The 15,582-nt window shown below is 72.7% G+C and carries 10 protein-coding genes; 8 read left to right on the forward strand and 2 right to left on the reverse strand.

The window, feature by feature from the left end:
- Positions 1–135: 135 nt before the first annotated feature.
- The gene (locus NR792_RS33855) at positions 136–681 is read left to right on the forward strand and encodes a hypothetical protein (protein ID WP_375756843.1); all 546 of its coding nucleotides are present in this window, start codon (positions 136–138) and stop codon (positions 679–681) included.
- A gap of 154 nt (positions 682–835) precedes the next feature.
- A complete protein-coding gene (locus tag NR792_RS33860) occupies positions 836–1,186 on the forward strand; it encodes a hypothetical protein (protein WP_207051734.1) in 351 nt (116 codons plus the stop codon).
- A gap of 12 nt (positions 1,187–1,198) precedes the next feature.
- Here NR792_RS33860 and NR792_RS33865 read toward each other — a convergent pair whose 3' ends face one another.
- Positions 1,199–2,719 carry a peptidase M3 gene (locus NR792_RS33865; RefSeq protein ID WP_375756844.1) on the reverse strand — a complete coding sequence of 507 codons (1,521 nt, stop codon included), beginning with the start codon at positions 2,717–2,719 and terminating at the stop codon, positions 1,199–1,201.
- Between the two features lie 202 nt (positions 2,720–2,921).
- Between NR792_RS33865 and NR792_RS33870 the strand changes: the two genes are divergently transcribed.
- Complete coding sequence (locus NR792_RS33870; protein ID WP_375756845.1) at positions 2,922–3,860, forward strand: RluA family pseudouridine synthase; 939 nt, start codon at positions 2,922–2,924, stop codon at positions 3,858–3,860.
- 80 nt (positions 3,861–3,940) lie between these two features.
- Positions 3,941–9,703 (forward strand): hypothetical protein, encoded by a 5,763-nt coding sequence (locus NR792_RS33875; protein WP_375756846.1) that lies wholly within the window; start codon positions 3,941–3,943, stop codon positions 9,701–9,703.
- Positions 9,704–9,707: 4 nt separating this feature from the next.
- Here NR792_RS33875 and NR792_RS33880 read toward each other — a convergent pair whose 3' ends face one another.
- Complete coding sequence (locus NR792_RS33880; RefSeq protein WP_375756847.1) at positions 9,708–10,577, reverse strand: hypothetical protein; 870 nt, start codon at positions 10,575–10,577, stop codon at positions 9,708–9,710.
- Positions 10,578–10,637: 60 nt separating this feature from the next.
- Here NR792_RS33880 and galU point away from each other — a divergent pair, with 60 nt between their 5' ends.
- The 4 genes from galU to priA all read left to right on the forward strand — a co-directional run bounded on the left by galU (position 10,638) and on the right by priA (position 15,582).
- Positions 10,638–11,543: a UTP--glucose-1-phosphate uridylyltransferase GalU gene (galU, locus tag NR792_RS33885; RefSeq protein WP_375756848.1), complete on the forward strand. Its 906-nt coding sequence runs from the start codon at positions 10,638–10,640 to the stop codon at positions 11,541–11,543.
- Positions 11,540–12,292: a hypothetical protein gene (locus NR792_RS33890; RefSeq protein WP_375756849.1), complete on the forward strand. Its 753-nt coding sequence runs from the start codon at positions 11,540–11,542 to the stop codon at positions 12,290–12,292. The genes galU and NR792_RS33890 overlap by 4 nt, the downstream gene beginning before the upstream one ends.
- A 103-nt stretch (positions 12,293–12,395) precedes the next feature.
- Complete coding sequence (locus NR792_RS33895) at positions 12,396–13,004, forward strand: glutathione S-transferase family protein (protein ID WP_375756850.1); 609 nt, start codon at positions 12,396–12,398, stop codon at positions 13,002–13,004.
- 184 nt (positions 13,005–13,188) lie between these two features.
- Complete coding sequence (gene priA / locus NR792_RS33900) at positions 13,189–15,582, forward strand: primosomal protein N' (protein WP_375756851.1); 2,394 nt, start codon at positions 13,189–13,191, stop codon at positions 15,580–15,582.

Genomic DNA, 15,582 nt, shown 5'->3' on the forward strand with positions numbered 1-15,582 from the left:
GGCGGGAGGTGCGTCCCGTGTGAGGCTGTGACGGCCGTGTCCTGCGTGGGCCGCCGTCCGGCCCGGGGCCTTCCCGCAAGTGCTTGAAGCGGCTGGGGAACCCCCCTGGCCCTGGCCTTGCTCTGGGAGAGGGCCATGTTCCGCTCCGCCCTCCCCCTGGCGTGCGCCGGGCTCGCGCTCCTGGCGACCCCGGCCCTCGCCGAACCCTCCCGCGACCTGGGCATCACCGTCGCGCCCTTGGGGGCCTACGTCCTCAAGGGCGACGCGGAGGCGGGGCGCACGGTGGGCTACAGCGCGGGCCTGGGCTGGGCGTACCGCAAGCCGGGGGCGGTGCTGGAGGTGGGCGGGCACCTGGCGTCCAGCCGGCACCTGACGGAGGTGACGCCCATGTCCGTGCGCGTGGTGCCCCTGGGAGACACCCGGGTGCGGCCCTTCCTGGGGGTGGGGGCCAGCCTGTTGGTACCCCACTCACGTCCCCAGCCGGCGGCCCCGGACGCGCTGGGCAGCCGGGTGCTCCAGGTGGGCTTCGAGCTGTGCGGCGGCGTGGGCCTGGAGCTGGGGGAGAACCTCTTCCTCTCCGCCGAGGCGCGCTACCAGAACTTCTCCGCCAGGGGGAACCCCTTCTCCGGGCAGCGGCAGAGCCTGCGCTCCACCTTCCTGGGCCTGGGGATGCGCCTGTAGCTGTAGCGGGTGGGCCGGGTCGCTACAGAATGGCAGCGGCCTGTTGGAAGAAATTTTGACGGCCCTCTTGCGTCCTCTACAATCCTCGTCGGTTGCGGCCCAGACGCATCTGACATGCTCGGGTGTTCAGGCGTGCACAACGAAGGGAGCGGAGATGGAGCGCAAGGTCGGAAGTAGCACGTTGACCGCGAAAGAGGTCAAGGCGGCGCTGGAGAAGTCCACCACGCTGACGGCCGAGGAGGAGAAGGCCCTGCGCATGCGCCACGGCGCGGGCGCCCCCAGCAAGAGCGCGCCGCTGCCCCGCGCCGCGGGTGCCAACGCGGAGCTCGCGGACGAGCTGCTCGTCATCGAGATGCAGCTGATGAAGGCCATGCGCGCGCGCACCGGCCAGACGCGCACGGCGGCCAACGCCTCCAAGGCGCCCGCCGCGGTCCGCACCCGCGAGGCCCCGGCCAACGCGGCGAAGGACAAGATCGTCCGCGCGCTGCGCGCCAAGAAGAAGTAGGGGCCGTTCTCCCTACTGGTTGAGGATGGCCACGAGGCGCGCTCCCGCCTCGGGCAGCGCCAGCGGCGTGCCCGAGACCTCCGTGGCCAGTCCCTCCGCGTCGGCGGCGCCGCCGCGCGCGAAGAGCCCCTTGAGCCAGGCGAAGGCGGCGGGGTTGCGCCAGAAGTCCTCGTTGAACCGCTCCAGCAGGTGCGCGGTGAGCCGGGTCTCCAGGGCCCAGGCCCGCAGGTAGCGGGTGACGTAGAGCTGCGAATCCACGTCATGCAGGAAGAAGCCCGGGTGCGGCTGCGCGAAGAGGGCGCGGCGCTGGCCGTCGGCGTACTCGTCCGCGCGGTCCGCGGAGGCGCCCTTGGTGGAAAGGGACAGCTCGTAGGACAGCTTCGCGCAGTGGCGGCGCAGCACGGCCAGGGCCTGGAAGGCGCCCATGCGCACGACGTCCTTCGTCGTGCCGGACGGCAGGCCCAGGTAGCGCTTGAGCCAGGGCGGGGAGATGAGCAGCCGCTCGAAGGTGGCGGCGTAGGCTTCCGTGACGGAGGCGTCGCCCAGGCGGCGCAGCTCCATGGGGGCGTCCTCGTCCACGTGGGCCAGGTGCCACGCGTGGCCCAGCTCGTGGAGCAGGTCGCCCAGCGCGTCCATGCCGCTCCTGGGCTGGAGGACCAGGCGGACTTCCTGGGGTACGCGCACGGCGGCGACGAAGGGGCGTGACGCCTTGCCGGGGCGGGCCTCGTCGTCCAGGCGGATGCGGCCGCCGGCCTCCGGGTGGAGGCCCCAGTCGGACAGCCAGCGCATCACGGCGGGGACGGTGTCCTCGCGGCGGAAGTACGCGTCCATCCACGGGGCGCGCAGCGCGTGCTGCACGTCGTGGCGCCGCGCCTCGCCGCCGGGCAGCGGGCGCAGGGTGGGCTCCAGCTTGCGCAGCACGTAGGCCAGCACGTCGCGGTAGGCGTCCTCGGTGCGCTGGAGGGTCTGCTCGGCGGCCTCGGCGAGCTTCGCCGCGTCGATGCCGGTGACGTCCATGCGCAGGGAGGGGTAGTCCGGGAAGCCCAGCACCTCCGCGGCCTGGAGGGCGGCGTCGCGCCGGTCACCGTAGGGGCCCCGGTTCTCCCAGAGGAAGTTGCCGGCGCCGCGCTCCAGCAGGGCGCGGCGGGTGCGGCTGGCCTCGCGCGGAAGCTGCGACAGGGCCTGGGCCAGCGACAGCGTCGTGTCGTCGGCGGGGATGTGGGAGCGGGCTTCCAGCGCGACGACGGCGTCCGCCGCGGGCAGGGCCAGCGACTCCTCCACCTGCGTGGCGATGAGCTCGCGCACGAGCGTGATGCGGCGGACGGCGACGGGGTCGTCCTTGCCGCGAGCGCGCGCGAGGGCCTCGTTGGCGGCGGCGAACGTCTCCGGCGAGGACAGCTCCGGGAAGGAGGCGTACAGGCGCGCGACGGGGAGGTCCGGGGAGAGTCCGGCGCCGTAGCGGTACTGGAGGGTGGCCAGCTCGGCGAGGAAGTCATCCAGCCGCGACCGGACGGAGAGCAGGGGACGGTCCATGGCGGCGCGGAAGGTAACAGGAAGCCCGCGTCAGGGCAGGGACCGCGCGCATAGAGTGTCGCGCCATGTCCTCCACCTCCGCTGCCCGGCCGCATGCTCCCCTGGAGTCCCCCACGGAAGGGGCTGGCCCGGGGGCGGGGCGGTGCCCATGGAGGGGCTCCGTGTCCGGGAGCCTCGCGTGGACGGGCGGGGAGGGCAGGCGATGAAGCGCCGGACGTTCCGGGCGGAAGGGGCGCACGCGGGGCGGGTGCTGGTGGAGGCGGTGGCGGCGGAGCTGGGCCTGCCGGTGGCGGACGTGCGGCGGCTGGTGGACGTGGGCGCCGTGTACGTGGCGGGACGCCGAGCGCGGGACGGGGCGGTGCGGCTGCAGCCAGCGCAGGTGGTGACGGTGGTGCTGGAGGAGGCGGGGCAGAGCCCCCTGGAGGCCGCGAAGCCGGCGGCCCCCTTGCGCGTGCTGTTCGAGGACGCGGACGTCATCGCGGTGGACAAGCCCCCGGGGCTGAACGCGCAGCCCACGGAAGGGCGCGTGGGCGGAAGCCTCGTGGACCTGGTGGGTGAGCACCTGGGACGGCAGGCGGGGCTGGTGCACCGGCTGGACCGGGAGACCTCCGGGGTGACGGTGTTCGGCAAGACGGCCGCGGCCACGTCCGCGCTGGCGGAGGCGTTCCGGGAGGGCACCGCGCGCAAGCGGTACCTCGCGGCGACGGGGCCGGGGCTTCCGGCGGGCGGCACGGTGGACCTGCCCCTGTCGAAGGACCCGTCGCGGCCGGGGCGCTGGCGGGCGACCCGCGCGGCCAATGGCGTACCCGCGTGGACGGACTACCGGACGCTGTTCGCGGGGGATGCGTTCTGCCTGGTGGAGCTGCTGCCCCGGACGGGCCGCACGCACCAGCTCCGGGCGCACCTCACGGCGCTGGGGACGCCCATCCTGGGGGACGCGCGTTACGGCGGCGCGGGGAGCGCGGGGAGCCTCATGGCGCCGCGCTGCCTGCTGCACGCGCACGCGCTGGAGCTGGGCCATCCGCGCACGGGCCGGCCGCTGCGGCTGGAGGCGCCGGTGCCGGAGGACCTGCGGGCGTTCTTCGACGCGGCGGGGGTGGGCATTCCAGAGGGGGCCATCGGGGCGGTGGCTGCCCCCTGAGAACCTGGAAACCCCGGGGCCCTTCGTGGGAGCGGACAGGGTGCCCCCGTCGCGCGCATCGTGTGTAGACTGGGGGCTTCATGGGTGGCGGGAGACACGGCAAGGGCCCAGGGACGCCGGAGCCCTCCCCTCGCGGACCGGGGACGGGTTCGCGAGGCGAGGACGTGCGAGGCGCGGTGGCCCAGGTCTGCCGGGATGCCGCTCGGTTGCTCCAGGAGGGGCAGGCGGCGCGGGCGTATTCCGGACTGGTGTCCGCCAGCCGTTCCCTGCCGATGACGCCCCGGCTCGCGGCGGTGCTGGTCCGGTGCGCGCTGCGGGCGGGCACGGAGCGAGCCGTCATCACCCTGCTGGACGCGGCGATGGTGACGGAGCGGGGCGAGGTGCGCCGCGAGGTCCGCCGGCAGCTGTCGCGGGTGTTGCGGCGCACGGGGCAGGAGGCGCGCGCCGCGGCGGTGCTCAACGGGTTGTTGATGGACGCGCCCGACGACGCCAGGGCCCGCTTCGTGCTGGACGTGCTGCGCGAGCGGGTGGCGAAGGCGAAGGAAGCGCCGTCGCGGCGGCCAGCGGGGGAGGACGACGAGTCGCGGACGAAGACCGTGGAGGTGTCCGCGCTGGCGCTGTCGGATCCGGAGCTGGGGAACACGGTGGTGGAGATGCCGGTGGTGCAGGCGCCGCCAGCGAGGGCTCCGCGAGCCGACACGGTGCAGGTCCCGCTGGGCGAGTGGGCCGGGCTGGGACGGACGGCGTCGCGAGGACCGGAGTTCCCCTGGGAGGACGAAGGCCCGGGCAAGGCCCGGGTGGTGACGCCACCACGGGGGGCGAGGTCTGTTCCGGAGCCCGTGCCGTACGCGGGAGGGACGGAGCAGGCGTTGGAGGGTGCTTCCAGTGCCAGGGCTTCCGGCGAGAAGGCCCCGGATACGGCGCCTCCTGACGCGGTAGCGCAGGCGCTGAGCGACAAGGGCACCGGAGCATCGGGTGGGTCGCCGCCGAGGGATGCGGTGCCTGCGTCGGTGGGGCCGTCGAACGTCCTGCCGTCTGTCGATGCGACGTCGATGACCGATGCTCGGAACGCCGCGACCCCGCGCGAGTCGTCGCCCGTGGACGCGGCGCCGAAGTCCGAGAGCGTCACCACGGCGTCGGATACGGCACCGGCACCTGAAAGTGCCGTGGACGTATCCAGCGCATCCTCACGGCCCGCGGATACGGCGGTCGCGCCCGAGGCGAAGGCCGTCGAAGCAACGTCGTCGGCGACACGGGCGCCTGAAGAGCAGGCTGCGACGCCGACAGCCGAAGTGCATGGCATCACGGTGTCGAGCACCTCGCCCGTCGATGCGGCCTCCACGCCCGAAAAGCCGCCTGTTGCCGCGCCGAGCGCCCCTCCGTTGTTCGAGTCGACGCAGGTCTTCGGCAAGAAGCTTGAAGAGGCCTCGCCAGCCGATACCTCACAGGCTCTCGAAGAAAAGCCCGCGACGGCGTCGCGGCAGTCATCCGAGGAAGCACCCTCCGCATCGGAGCGGATGCCGCCGCGTCCGCTCGTATCGGTGCTGGTTCCGGGAGCACCCTCCAAGGCTTTTGACGAAGACGAATCAACGTCGCAGATGCTCCTTCCGCGTCCGGCGGGACCGGCCGCTGAAGCTCAGGCGAAGGCCTCCGACGAGAGCGCAGCGGCGACGGAGGACCTCCACCCGCGTCAGCCCGAGCCGGCCGGGACGCAGGCAAAGCCATCCAGCGAGAGCACCTCGACGTCGAAGAAGACGCCTCCACGCCAGCCGGATGCGGTGCTGGTGCCAGGCGGTCCCTCGAAGGGCTTCGACGCGGACGAAGCGACGTCGGAGGTCATCCTCCCGCGTCCTGCCGGCGCGGTCCTGGTGCCAGGCGCGCCAGCAATGGCGTTCGACGAAGAAGAGTCGACCTCGGAGATCATCCCGCCCGAGCGTGTCGAAGCGGAGAAGGGCGCTCCCGCGTCAACGCAGTCCCTGGCCGAGAAGCCCGCCGCTCCGCGACAGTCCTCCGTGCTGGTTCCCGCCACCGCGAAGCCTGCGTTCGACGAAGAAGAATCGACGTCGGAAGTGGTCTTCCCGCAGCCGGATTCATCCGCGTCCCTCGCCCCGGTGCAGGCAACCCCCGCTGCTCCCAAGCGCGACTCCACGCGCCTGCCCTCGGTGAAGCCCTCCGAGCCCGGCACGAGCCCGGCTCCGGACGCGGCTTCCTCCGCGCGCGGCCCGGACGAGGGCTCGGAGCGGGCTCAGTCGCAGCGCCAGGAGGCCCAGCTCATCGCGCGTCGGGCGTGGCGCGAACTGGCGCAGCTGTACCTCAAGCGCGCGGACCGGGCGAAGGACGCCCCGGAGCGAGCGGAAGCCCTCACGCGGCTCGCGGAGGTGATGGAGAACGAGCTCCAGGACTCCGCGGGCGCCGCGCGCATGTACCGGGAGATCGTCGAGCTGACCGGTGAGCGCACCGCGTTGCGTGAGCAGGTCCGCCTCCTGTCCCAGCGCGAGGATGCCTCGCTGGTGCGGCGTGCGCTCGATGACGCGATTGCTCGCGCGAGGACCTCGCGGGCCCGGGCCGTGGCCCTGCTGACGCGCGGCGAGCGGCAGCTGAACATGGGCAATCCCGCGAAGGCGCGCGAGGACTTCGAGGCGGCGGATGCGCTCGTGCCCGGAATGCTGCCCGTGCTCGCGGGGCTCGTGCGCAGTGTCTCCGACGACGAGCGCTTCGCCCAGGTCGAGCGGCTGCGCGCCGCCTGTGCCGCCGCACCGCGCCGCGCGCCGGATCGCCTGGAATCGCTGCGGGTGCTCGCGCGGACCGCGGAGGAGTCGCTGGGCGACCTGCGCATCGCGCAGTGGGCCTGGGCCGAGGTGTTCGCGGAGAGCCCCGACAACGAGCAGCCCCGGGAGCACCTGTTGGCGCTCGCGCGCCGCCTGGGAGATCTGCCCGCGCTGAGCCAGCTGCTGCACGCGCAGCTTGCCCGTGAGCCTCGGGGACCGGCCGCGCGCAAGGCGCACCTGGAGCGGGTCGCCACACTGGAGGCGATGGGCGACGCGGGCGCGGCCCTGGCGGAGCTGCGCCAGGCCGTGCGCTTCGAGCCGGGGCACAAGGAGGCGTGGCTGCTGCTCGCGGACCGCTGCACCGAGCGCGAGCAGTTTGGCGAGGCCGCCTGGGCGCTGGAGAACGCGGCCACCGCGACGGAGGACGACGAGGAGCGCCAGCACACGTGGGAGCGGCTCGCGCTCTTCTGCCGCGAGGTGCTGCACAACACCGAGAAGGCCCGTCTCTACGCGCGTCGCGCCGAGAGCCTGAGAAAGTCCCGCGAGCAGCGCGCCCGTCCGCCTCCGTCCGAACCCGCGCGCACCGCGCCGCCGCAGCCCGTCGGGGTTCCGCCGCCGTCGGTGCTCGTGGCACCGCCGGTCGCCACGGGGCTCGTGCCCTCGAAGCGCAAGGACCTGTCGGACGAAGTCACGTCCAACACGGACGTCCCATCGCTGCTCAAGGCGGAGGAGGCCTCGTCCGACGATGCACCGGGCAAGCGTTCCCCCCGGGCGAAGGACGGCGCGGCCCGGAAGGGCAAGTCCTCACCCGCTGGTCGAGCCGCGTCGGCATCGCCGGATGCGGAGGTCGTCCGCCAGCCGAAGGCACCGTCCGGGCATCACGCTCCGGTGGGCGCGGCAGCTTCATCCACGGAAGCACCTCGGCAACCGAAGGCACCGTCCGGAAGTCACTCGCCGGTAGGCCCTGCATCTTCCTCCACGGAAGCACTGCGCCAGCCGAAGGCACCGTCGGGAGGTCATTCGCCGGTAGGCCCTGCATCATCCTCCACGGAAGCCTCACGCCAGCCGAAGGCACCGTCTGGCCGTCACGCTCCGGTGGGCGCTGCGTCGTCATCCACGGAAGCGTCTCGGCAACCCAAGACGCCGTCCGGAAGTCACTCGCCGATAGGCCTCGCGTCGTCATCCACGGAAGCCTCACGCCAACCTACGGCACCGTCTGGCCGTCACGCCGGCGTAGGCGCTCCCGCATCGAACACGGAAGCCACCCGCCAGCCCAAGGCCCCATCCGGCCGTCACACGTCGGTCGCGAGCACGTCGCCGGAATCAGAGCCGCCCCGTCGCTCCGCGTCCACGAAGGCGCCAGCGGAAGGCGCTGCCTCGCTCGCGGAATCCGCCCCTGCTCCCAGCGGCATGGCCCGGGCCATGAAGCCCGCTCGCGGTGCCGCGAGCGAACCGGCACTTCCTCCGGACGACGGCGCCTCCGCGCCCGACCGCAAGCAGCGAACCTCCTCCGCCCCGCCCCGCGAAAGAACCACGGCCTTCGGAGCACCGCTCCCGCAGGACGCGGATCTCGAAGCCGCCGTGTCACGCAAGGCCGCCACCGCCGCGCCCGCCGCAGAGGACAACGCCTCCCCGGCCACCCGCGCCTCCAAGAACGCGGGCACGCAGATCCGCGCCCCACGCGCCGGCCACGCGCCCCGGCTCCCGCTGTCCGCCAGCGGCGTGGAACCTCCCGCTCCCCCCCGCGCCCCGCTGTCCGCCAGTGGCGTGGAGCCCCCGGCCCCCGCGCCCCGCGCCATGGCCGGAGCCTCGCGTCCCGTCGCTCCTCCGGCCAGGGGCCGCGGCGCTCCCGAAGCTCCGCCCGACATCCCCCTCCTCAGCCAGATTCCGGACGAGGACGAAGACTCCGAGGAACTCGGCGGCGGGCCCGTGGAGGCCACGAGCGTCATCGCGTGGGAAGCGCCTCCGGGCCGCATGGACCCCGTACGCCGCATCCACCGCGCCGGCCGTCCCGAAGGCACCGTCGCCGGCCCCGCCCCCACGCGTCCCCAGGCCAGTGGCCGCACCACCGTCGGCGCCGCGGAGACCCGCGAAACGCCCGCCGCCGTCCCGGACGCCGCGCCTCCCGCCGAGGCCACCTCCGCGGAGCCCATCGTCTTCAAGCTCGTGCGCGAGCGTCCGCTCGACCCGAAGCCCTACCGCGGCCTCGTGGACCACTTCGACCAGCGCGGCGACGTCACCCGCGCCGCGCTCATGCGCGAGCTCGCGGACGCGCTGGAAGGCCGTGACGTCCCCGCGCCCCGCGTGCAGCGCGGCCCCCTCTCCAACCAGGAGCGCGCCGGCCTGCGCCACCCGGGCCTGCGCACCCCGTCCGGTGAGCTGCTCGCGTGCGTGGGCATCGCGCTGTGCCGGCTGTTCCCGTCACCCGCGCGCATCGCCAGCACCTCGGAGCCCCTGCGCGCTTCCGCGGGCCCCGGCGCCACCGCCATCCTGGACGCGCTGCACACCACCGCGCGCCTGCTGGGCGTGCCCCTGCCGGAGCTCGTCGCGGGCGACGACGACACCGCCAACATCACCCCGCTGCACACCTCCGCCCCGCGCCTCGTCGTGGGCCGGCTCCTCGTGCAGCAGCCCCCCACGAACGCCGAGCTGCGCTTCCACGCCGGCCGCGCGCTGTTCTCGCTGTCGCCGGACCTGCTCGCCCTGCGCGCCCTGCGCAAGGACCACCTGCTGCGCGCGCTCGCGCTCCTGTCCTCCGTCCTCAAGAACCCCAAGGACGCGGGCGACGACGCCCGCGTGGTGCGCGAGTCCCTGTCCCCCAGGGCCCTGGAGCGCGCCGCCCTCCTGATGGAGCCCGGCACCCGCGACTTCGACGCGAGCCTGCTGGTCGCCGCCGCGCGTGACTCCGCCAACCGCGCGGGGCTCGTCGCCTGCGGAGGCCCCGGGCCCGCGCTCACCGTCCTGCGCGCCCGCCGCCCCCACGACTCGGAGCTGGAGGAGCTGGTCCGCTTCGCCGCCTCGGAGCGCTACCTCGCCCTGCGGGACGCCGCCGAAGCCGGCCGCCCGGGCCGCTGACGCTTCAGTTCACCAGCAGCCGCAGCGTGAGCGCCAGCATGCGCCCGTTCAGCCCGCCCAGGTCGTGCTGGTACGCCAGGTCCACGCCGCCGCCGCCGGGCGACATGAAGCCCGCGCCCACCGTCAGGCGCGACACCTCCTGGAAGCCGTCGTACGTGTAGCCCAAGCGCAGGGGAATCGTCTGGTCGAGGATGTACTCCGCGCCGGTGTTGTACGTGAGCACCGCCGAGTCGCGCGTCTCGAAGTCCGCGCGCACGTCGAACGCCACCACCAGCGCCTGCCCCACGTAGCCCGCGTGCGCGGAGAAATAGCGCGTCAGCTCCACGTTCTCCGTGTCGATGAGGTTGTGCCCCGACACGCCCAGCGTCAGCTGCTCGCTCATCCGCACCAGGATGCCCGCGTCCATCGTGATGGAGTTGGCGAAGCGCTGCTGGCCATTCAGCCGCAGGTAGTGCCCCGACAGGCCGATGATCAGCGACTGGCTCAGCGGCAGCGCCGCGCCCAGCGTGCTCAGGTTCGCGGACGTCCGCGCCCCGCCGCGCCCCAGCGACAGCCAGTGGTAGTCCACGCCCAGCGCCAGCCGGCCGCTGCTGGAGTCCGCCAGGCTGAGGCCCAGGTAGCCTTCCTTGTTGCGCGGGTCGTAGGCGCCCGTGCCCTCGATGCGGTAGGCCGGGAACAGCGCCATCGCCGCCGGATTGCCCAGGAGTGCATCCGCACCCAGGCCCGTGGCCCGGAAGGCGTTGCCCATGCCCAGGGACCGGGCACTGGCGACGTTGCGCAGCTCCTCGGCGGGTTCGCTGGTGGCGGCCCGGGCGGCGAAGGGGACCACGGACAGCGTCAAGGAAAGCGCGGCGACGATGGCACGGAGCGGCATGGCGCCGGGGAATCTATCCGGCTTGCTGGGGTTCTGGGCCACCAATAGATTCCCCGCCCCATGTCCTCTCCTGACACGAAGGCAGCGAAGCTCATCCGCAAGTGCGTCATCCCCGCCGCCGGCCTGGGCACCCGTTTCCTCCCGGCCACCAAGGCCGTGCCCAAGGAGATGCTGCCCATCGTCGACACGCCCACCCTCCAGTACATCGTGGAGGAGGCCGTCGCCGCGGGCATCGAGGACGTGGTCGTCATCAACGGCCGCGGCAAGGGCGCCATCGAGGACCACTTCGACATCGGCTTCGAGCTGGAGACCACCATGCGCGCCCGCGGCAAGACGGCGGAGGCCGACAAGCTGCGCGCCATCGCGAACCTGGTCCGCATCATCAGCGTGCGCCAGAAGGAGCCGCTGGGCCTGGGCCACGCGGTGCTGTGCGCCAGGAGCGTCATCGGCAACGAGCCCTTCGGCGTCCTGCTGGGCGACGACATGATCGACTCGCCGGAGGAGCCCGGCATCGGCCAGCTCGCGCGCGTCTACCAGCAGCACCAGAAGGCCGTCATCGCGCTGATGGAGGTCCCGGACAGCGAGACGCACCTGTACGGCATCGCCGCCGGCAAGGACCTGGGCAACGGCGTCATCCAAATCGACCACGTGGTGGAGAAGCCCAAGAAGGGCACCGCGCCGTCGAACCTGGCGGTGATTGGGCGCTACGTGCTGCCCCCGTCCATCTTCCCCATCCTGGAGAAGCAGACCACGGGCGTGGGCGGCGAAATCCAGCTCACGGACGGCCTGGCCACGCTCCAGAAGACCGAAGGTCTGCTGGGCTACAAGTTCCAGGGCCAGCGCTACGACGCCGGTGACAAGGTGGGTTACCTCAAGGCGAACATCGCCTATGCGCTCAAGCGCCCCGACCTGCGCGGAGGACTCCTGGAGTACCTGCGCGAGGTCGTCAAGACGGAGAAGCCGTGAAGCGTCTCATCGCCGTATCCGCCGTCCTCGTTTCCCTCGCCGCCGGCGCCTATGTGCTGCCCGGAGGCTCCATCCTCCGGCGCATGGCCACCGCGCGGGAGGAGAAGCGCCTGTCCGCCTTCCGCGTGGAAGGCTCCGTCATCTTCTCCTCCACGGGCGTGGCGGAGGCAGGCGCGGCCCTCAATGTCCCCACCGACCGCCCGGAGCTCCAGGGTGACGGCGTGCTGTCCGTGAAGATTCCAGGCCGCTGCCGCTTCGACGCGAGCTCGCCGGACAGCAGCCTCAAGGCCGCCACCGTGCAGGTCTCCGGCAAGAAGCGCGTGGAGGGCAAGGAGGTGCCGTCCCTCTCCGTGCTCGTGGCCCAGGTGTGCGCCATCCTCGCGCAGGACGCGGGCAGCGTGCAGGACACGAAGCTGGCCCAGGAGGCCTACCTCCAGGGGCTGGGCGTCAACACGAAGGTCACGTCGCTCGCGCGCTTCGGCGGCGAGGTGGCCTACGTCCTGGGGGACCCCGCCGAGGGCAAGCCCCAGTTCTGGGTCTACAAGGACGCCTTCCGGCCCGCGCGCCTGCGCTACTCGGACGCGTCCGGGGCGGCCTGGGACGTGCGCTTCCTGGACTACGCCTCGCCGGCCACCGGGGACTGGATGCCCCGCACGGTGGAGGTGTGGAAGGCCGGCCAGCGCGTGGTGCGCTTCACGGCCCTCAAGGCGGACAACCGCTCGGCCGTGCCGGACACGCTCTTCAAGTAGCGGGTCCGCTTCGAATCGCTTGCGGCGGGCGGGGCTGACGGTGAAAGTCCCGCCCGTTCCAGGGCCGGGATTTCCCCGGCCTCGTGGCGCGGAGGCGATTCACATGAAGCTCTATGGCAACCCGATGAGCACGTGTACCCGCAAGGTCCTCACCGTCCTGGCGGAGAAGGGCCGCGAGGTCGAGTTCATCAACATCGACCTGCAGAAGGGCGAGCAGAAGACGCCCGCGCACGTGGCCCGCCAGCCCTTTGGCGTGGTGCCCGCGCTGGAGCTGGACGACGGCTTCATGATGTACGAGTCGCGCGCCATCATGCGCTTCCTGGACCGCACCCTGCCGGGCTCCTCGCTGACGCCCGCGGACCCCAAGGCCTACGCGCTGATGGAGCAGTTCATCGGCGTGGAGCAGTCCTACTTCTCCGGCCAGGCCATGAAGATCGTCATGGAGCGCTTCCGGGGCACCAACAACGAGGAGAACATCGCCAAGGGCCGCGAGGGCGTGAAGCGTCCGCTGGAGGTCATCGACGCGGCGCTGGCGAAGCAGCCGTTCCTCGCGGGCAATGACTTCACGCTCGCGGAGGTCTCCTGGGCGCCGTACGTGGAGTACCTCTTCGTGGTGGGCGAGAAGGACCTGGTCGCCCCCTTCAAGAACGTGACGGCCTGGTGGGACCGCGTGTCCAGCCGCCCGTCCGTGAAGAAGGCCTTCGGCAAGTAGCCGCACGCACGCCCCCTTCCTTCCGCGTCGTTCGCAGTCCCCCGGGCCTCCTTCCGCACCCTGATTTCCGGGGACGGGAGGGGCCCTTCGTGCTTCCGGGGCCCGGGGATGTCAGACGCTCCGGGCACAGTGGATCCCGGGTGCAGGACGGGCGGGGTGGGGCACTGGCGGCAAGAGGGCGGTCATGGAGCAAGAGCACTTCGCGCTGGGTGGTTTTTCGCAGGGACCCGGAGAGGCTCCCTCTCGCGGTGCCATTCCCCTGCGGACGCGGCGTACGGAAGTGGGAAGGGAACTGTCGCAGCGGGAACAGGCCGCTACAGTGCGCCCCGTCGTGAGCGCCACCCCTGCCCAACTTGCGTCCGTCGCCGTGGGCCGTCCCGTGCGCGGGGAGTTCACCTACCTGGTGCCGGAGGCGCTCGCGGGCAACCTCGCCCCGGGGCAGCGCGTGCTGGTGCCCTTCGGCCGGGGCATGGCGCTGGGCTTCTACCTGGGGCCCGCGAACGCGCCGGTGGAAGGCGGCGTGCGGCTCAAGCCCATCCAGCGCGTGCTGGAGGACTCGCCGTCCCTGCCCAAGGACCTCATCGCGCTCCTGCGCTTCACCGCCGAGCACTACCGCTATCCGCTGGGCGAGGTGATTCGCGGCGCGCTGCCGCCGGGCCTCTCCACCGCGGTGGATGAGAAGGAAGCCAAGCCGGACATCCAGTTCTTCGTGGAGGCGCTCGTCGCGGAGGTGCCGCCGCAGCTGGCCCGCGCTCCGGCGCAGGCCGCCGTGCTCCAGTACCTCCTGGCGGTGGGCGGCCGCGCGCCGCTGGACGAGGTGACGCACGCCATCCCCGGCGCGCGCGAGACGCTGAAGAAGCTGGCGACGCGCAAGTTCGTGAAGTGGGTGGAGGTGACGCTGCAGGCCGGCGTGCGCGAGGGGCTGGTGCAGAACCGCCCGGACCGCCTCACCCCGGAGCAGGCCCTGGCGGTGAAGGAGCTCCAGGGCGCCGTCGACGCGGGCGGCTTCCAGCCGTACCTCCTGCACGGCGTCACCGGCAGCGGCAAGACGGAGGTGTACCTGCGCGCGGTGGAGCACACGCTCGCGCGCGGCCTGGGCAGCCTGGTGCTGGTGCCGGAAATCGCCCTGACGCCGCAGCTGGTGGGGCGCTTCCGCAGCCGCTTCGGCGGGGACGTGGCGGTGCTGCACTCGGGGCTCAAGGACCGCGAGCGGCTGTTCCACTGGCAGGCGCTGCGCAAGGGCACGGTGAAGATTGCCGTCGGCGTGCGCTCGGCGGTGTTCGCGCCGGTGGAGCACCTGGGGCTCATCGTCGTGGACGAGGAGCACGACCCGTCCTTCAAGCAGGACGAGAAGCTGCGCTACCAGGCGCGCGACCTGGCCGTGGTGCGCGGCAAGCAGGCCGGCGCGGTGGTGGTGCTGGGCTCGGCCACGCCGTCCCTGGAGACGCTCCAGAACACGCGCTCCGGCCGCTACAAGCTCGTCGAGCTGAAGAACCGCGTGGATGACCGGCCCATGCCGTCCATCAACCTGGTGGACCTGCGCGTGGAGCGTCCGCGCGAGGGCCAGGTGACGGAAGAGGCGCCCATCCTGAGCCCGCAGATGCTCCAGGCCATGGAGGAGACGGTGGCCAAGGGGCAGCAGGTCATCCTGTTCCTCAACCGCCGCGGCCACAGCACCATCCTCCTGTGTGAGGTGTGCGGCCTGTCGCTCAAGTGCCACGACTGCGACGTGTGCATGACGCACCACCGCTCGCAGAACCGGGTGGTGTGCCACTACTGCGGCGTGGCGTTCCCGGTGCCGAACGCCTGCCGCGAGTGCACCGGCCCGCTGCTCAAGCTGGGCATCGGCACGGAGCGCGTGGAGGCGGAGGTCCTGGAGCGGATGCCGCACGCCCGCGTGGCGCGGCTGGACCGGGACTCGGCGACGAGCGCGGAGAAGCTGACGGAGCTCCTGGCGTCGTTCGCGCGGCGGGAGCTGGACGTGCTGGTGGGCACGCAGATGGTGGCCAAGGGGCACGACTTCCCGGGCGTGACGCTGGTGTGCGTGGTGATGGCGGACACGTCCCTGGCCATTCCGGACTTCCGGGCCGCCGAGCGGACCTTCCACCTGCTGACCCAGGTGGCGGGGCGTGCGGGGCGCGGCAAGGACCCGGGCCGGGTGCTGGTGCAGACCTACAACCCGGACGCGGAGCCGGTGAAGCGGGTGCTGGCGCACGACTTCGACGGGTTCTCCAAGCAGGAGCTGGAGTGGCGCAAGGCGCTGGCCTACCCGCCCTTCGCGCGCATGGCGGCCGTCCGGCTGGAAGGCGAGCATCCCGAGCAGACGGCGGGAGTGGCGCGCTTCCTGGGGAACCTGGTGGGGCGGCACATGCCGCCGGCCTCGGCGGGGGTGCGCCTGTTGGGACCGGCCCTGGCGCCGATTGCCCGAATCCGGGGCAAGACGCGCTGGCAGCTGCTCCTGAAGGCGCCGACGCATTCTGCGCTCGCCCCATTGCTCGCCCGGCTGGAGGCGGCGTTGCCGGATGTGCCCAACGGGGTGAAGGTCGTCATCGACGTGGATCCCGGGGCCATGCTGTAG

It is taken from the genome of Corallococcus exercitus, assembly GCF_042231735.1.
Classification (GTDB): domain Bacteria; phylum Myxococcota; class Myxococcia; order Myxococcales; family Myxococcaceae; genus Corallococcus; species Corallococcus exercitus_B.

Coding starts and splice junctions, on each gene's coding strand:
- NR792_RS33855 (WP_375756843.1), top strand. CDS start 136: ATGTTCCGCTCCGCCCTCCCCCTGGCGTGCGCCGGGCTCGCGCTCCTG.
- NR792_RS33860 (WP_207051734.1), top strand. CDS start 836: ATGGAGCGCAAGGTCGGAAGTAGCACGTTGACCGCGAAAGAGGTCAAG.
- NR792_RS33865 (WP_375756844.1), bottom strand. CDS start 2,719: ATGGACCGTCCCCTGCTCTCCGTCCGGTCGCGGCTGGATGACTTCCTC.
- NR792_RS33870 (WP_375756845.1), top strand. CDS start 2,922: ATGAAGCGCCGGACGTTCCGGGCGGAAGGGGCGCACGCGGGGCGGGTG.
- NR792_RS33875 (WP_375756846.1), top strand. CDS start 3,941: ATGGGTGGCGGGAGACACGGCAAGGGCCCAGGGACGCCGGAGCCCTCC.
- NR792_RS33880 (WP_375756847.1), bottom strand. CDS start 10,577: ATGCCGCTCCGTGCCATCGTCGCCGCGCTTTCCTTGACGCTGTCCGTG.
- galU (WP_375756848.1), top strand. CDS start 10,638: ATGTCCTCTCCTGACACGAAGGCAGCGAAGCTCATCCGCAAGTGCGTC.
- NR792_RS33895 (WP_375756850.1), top strand. CDS start 12,396: ATGAAGCTCTATGGCAACCCGATGAGCACGTGTACCCGCAAGGTCCTC.
- priA (WP_375756851.1), top strand. CDS start 13,189: ATGGAGCAAGAGCACTTCGCGCTGGGTGGTTTTTCGCAGGGACCCGGA.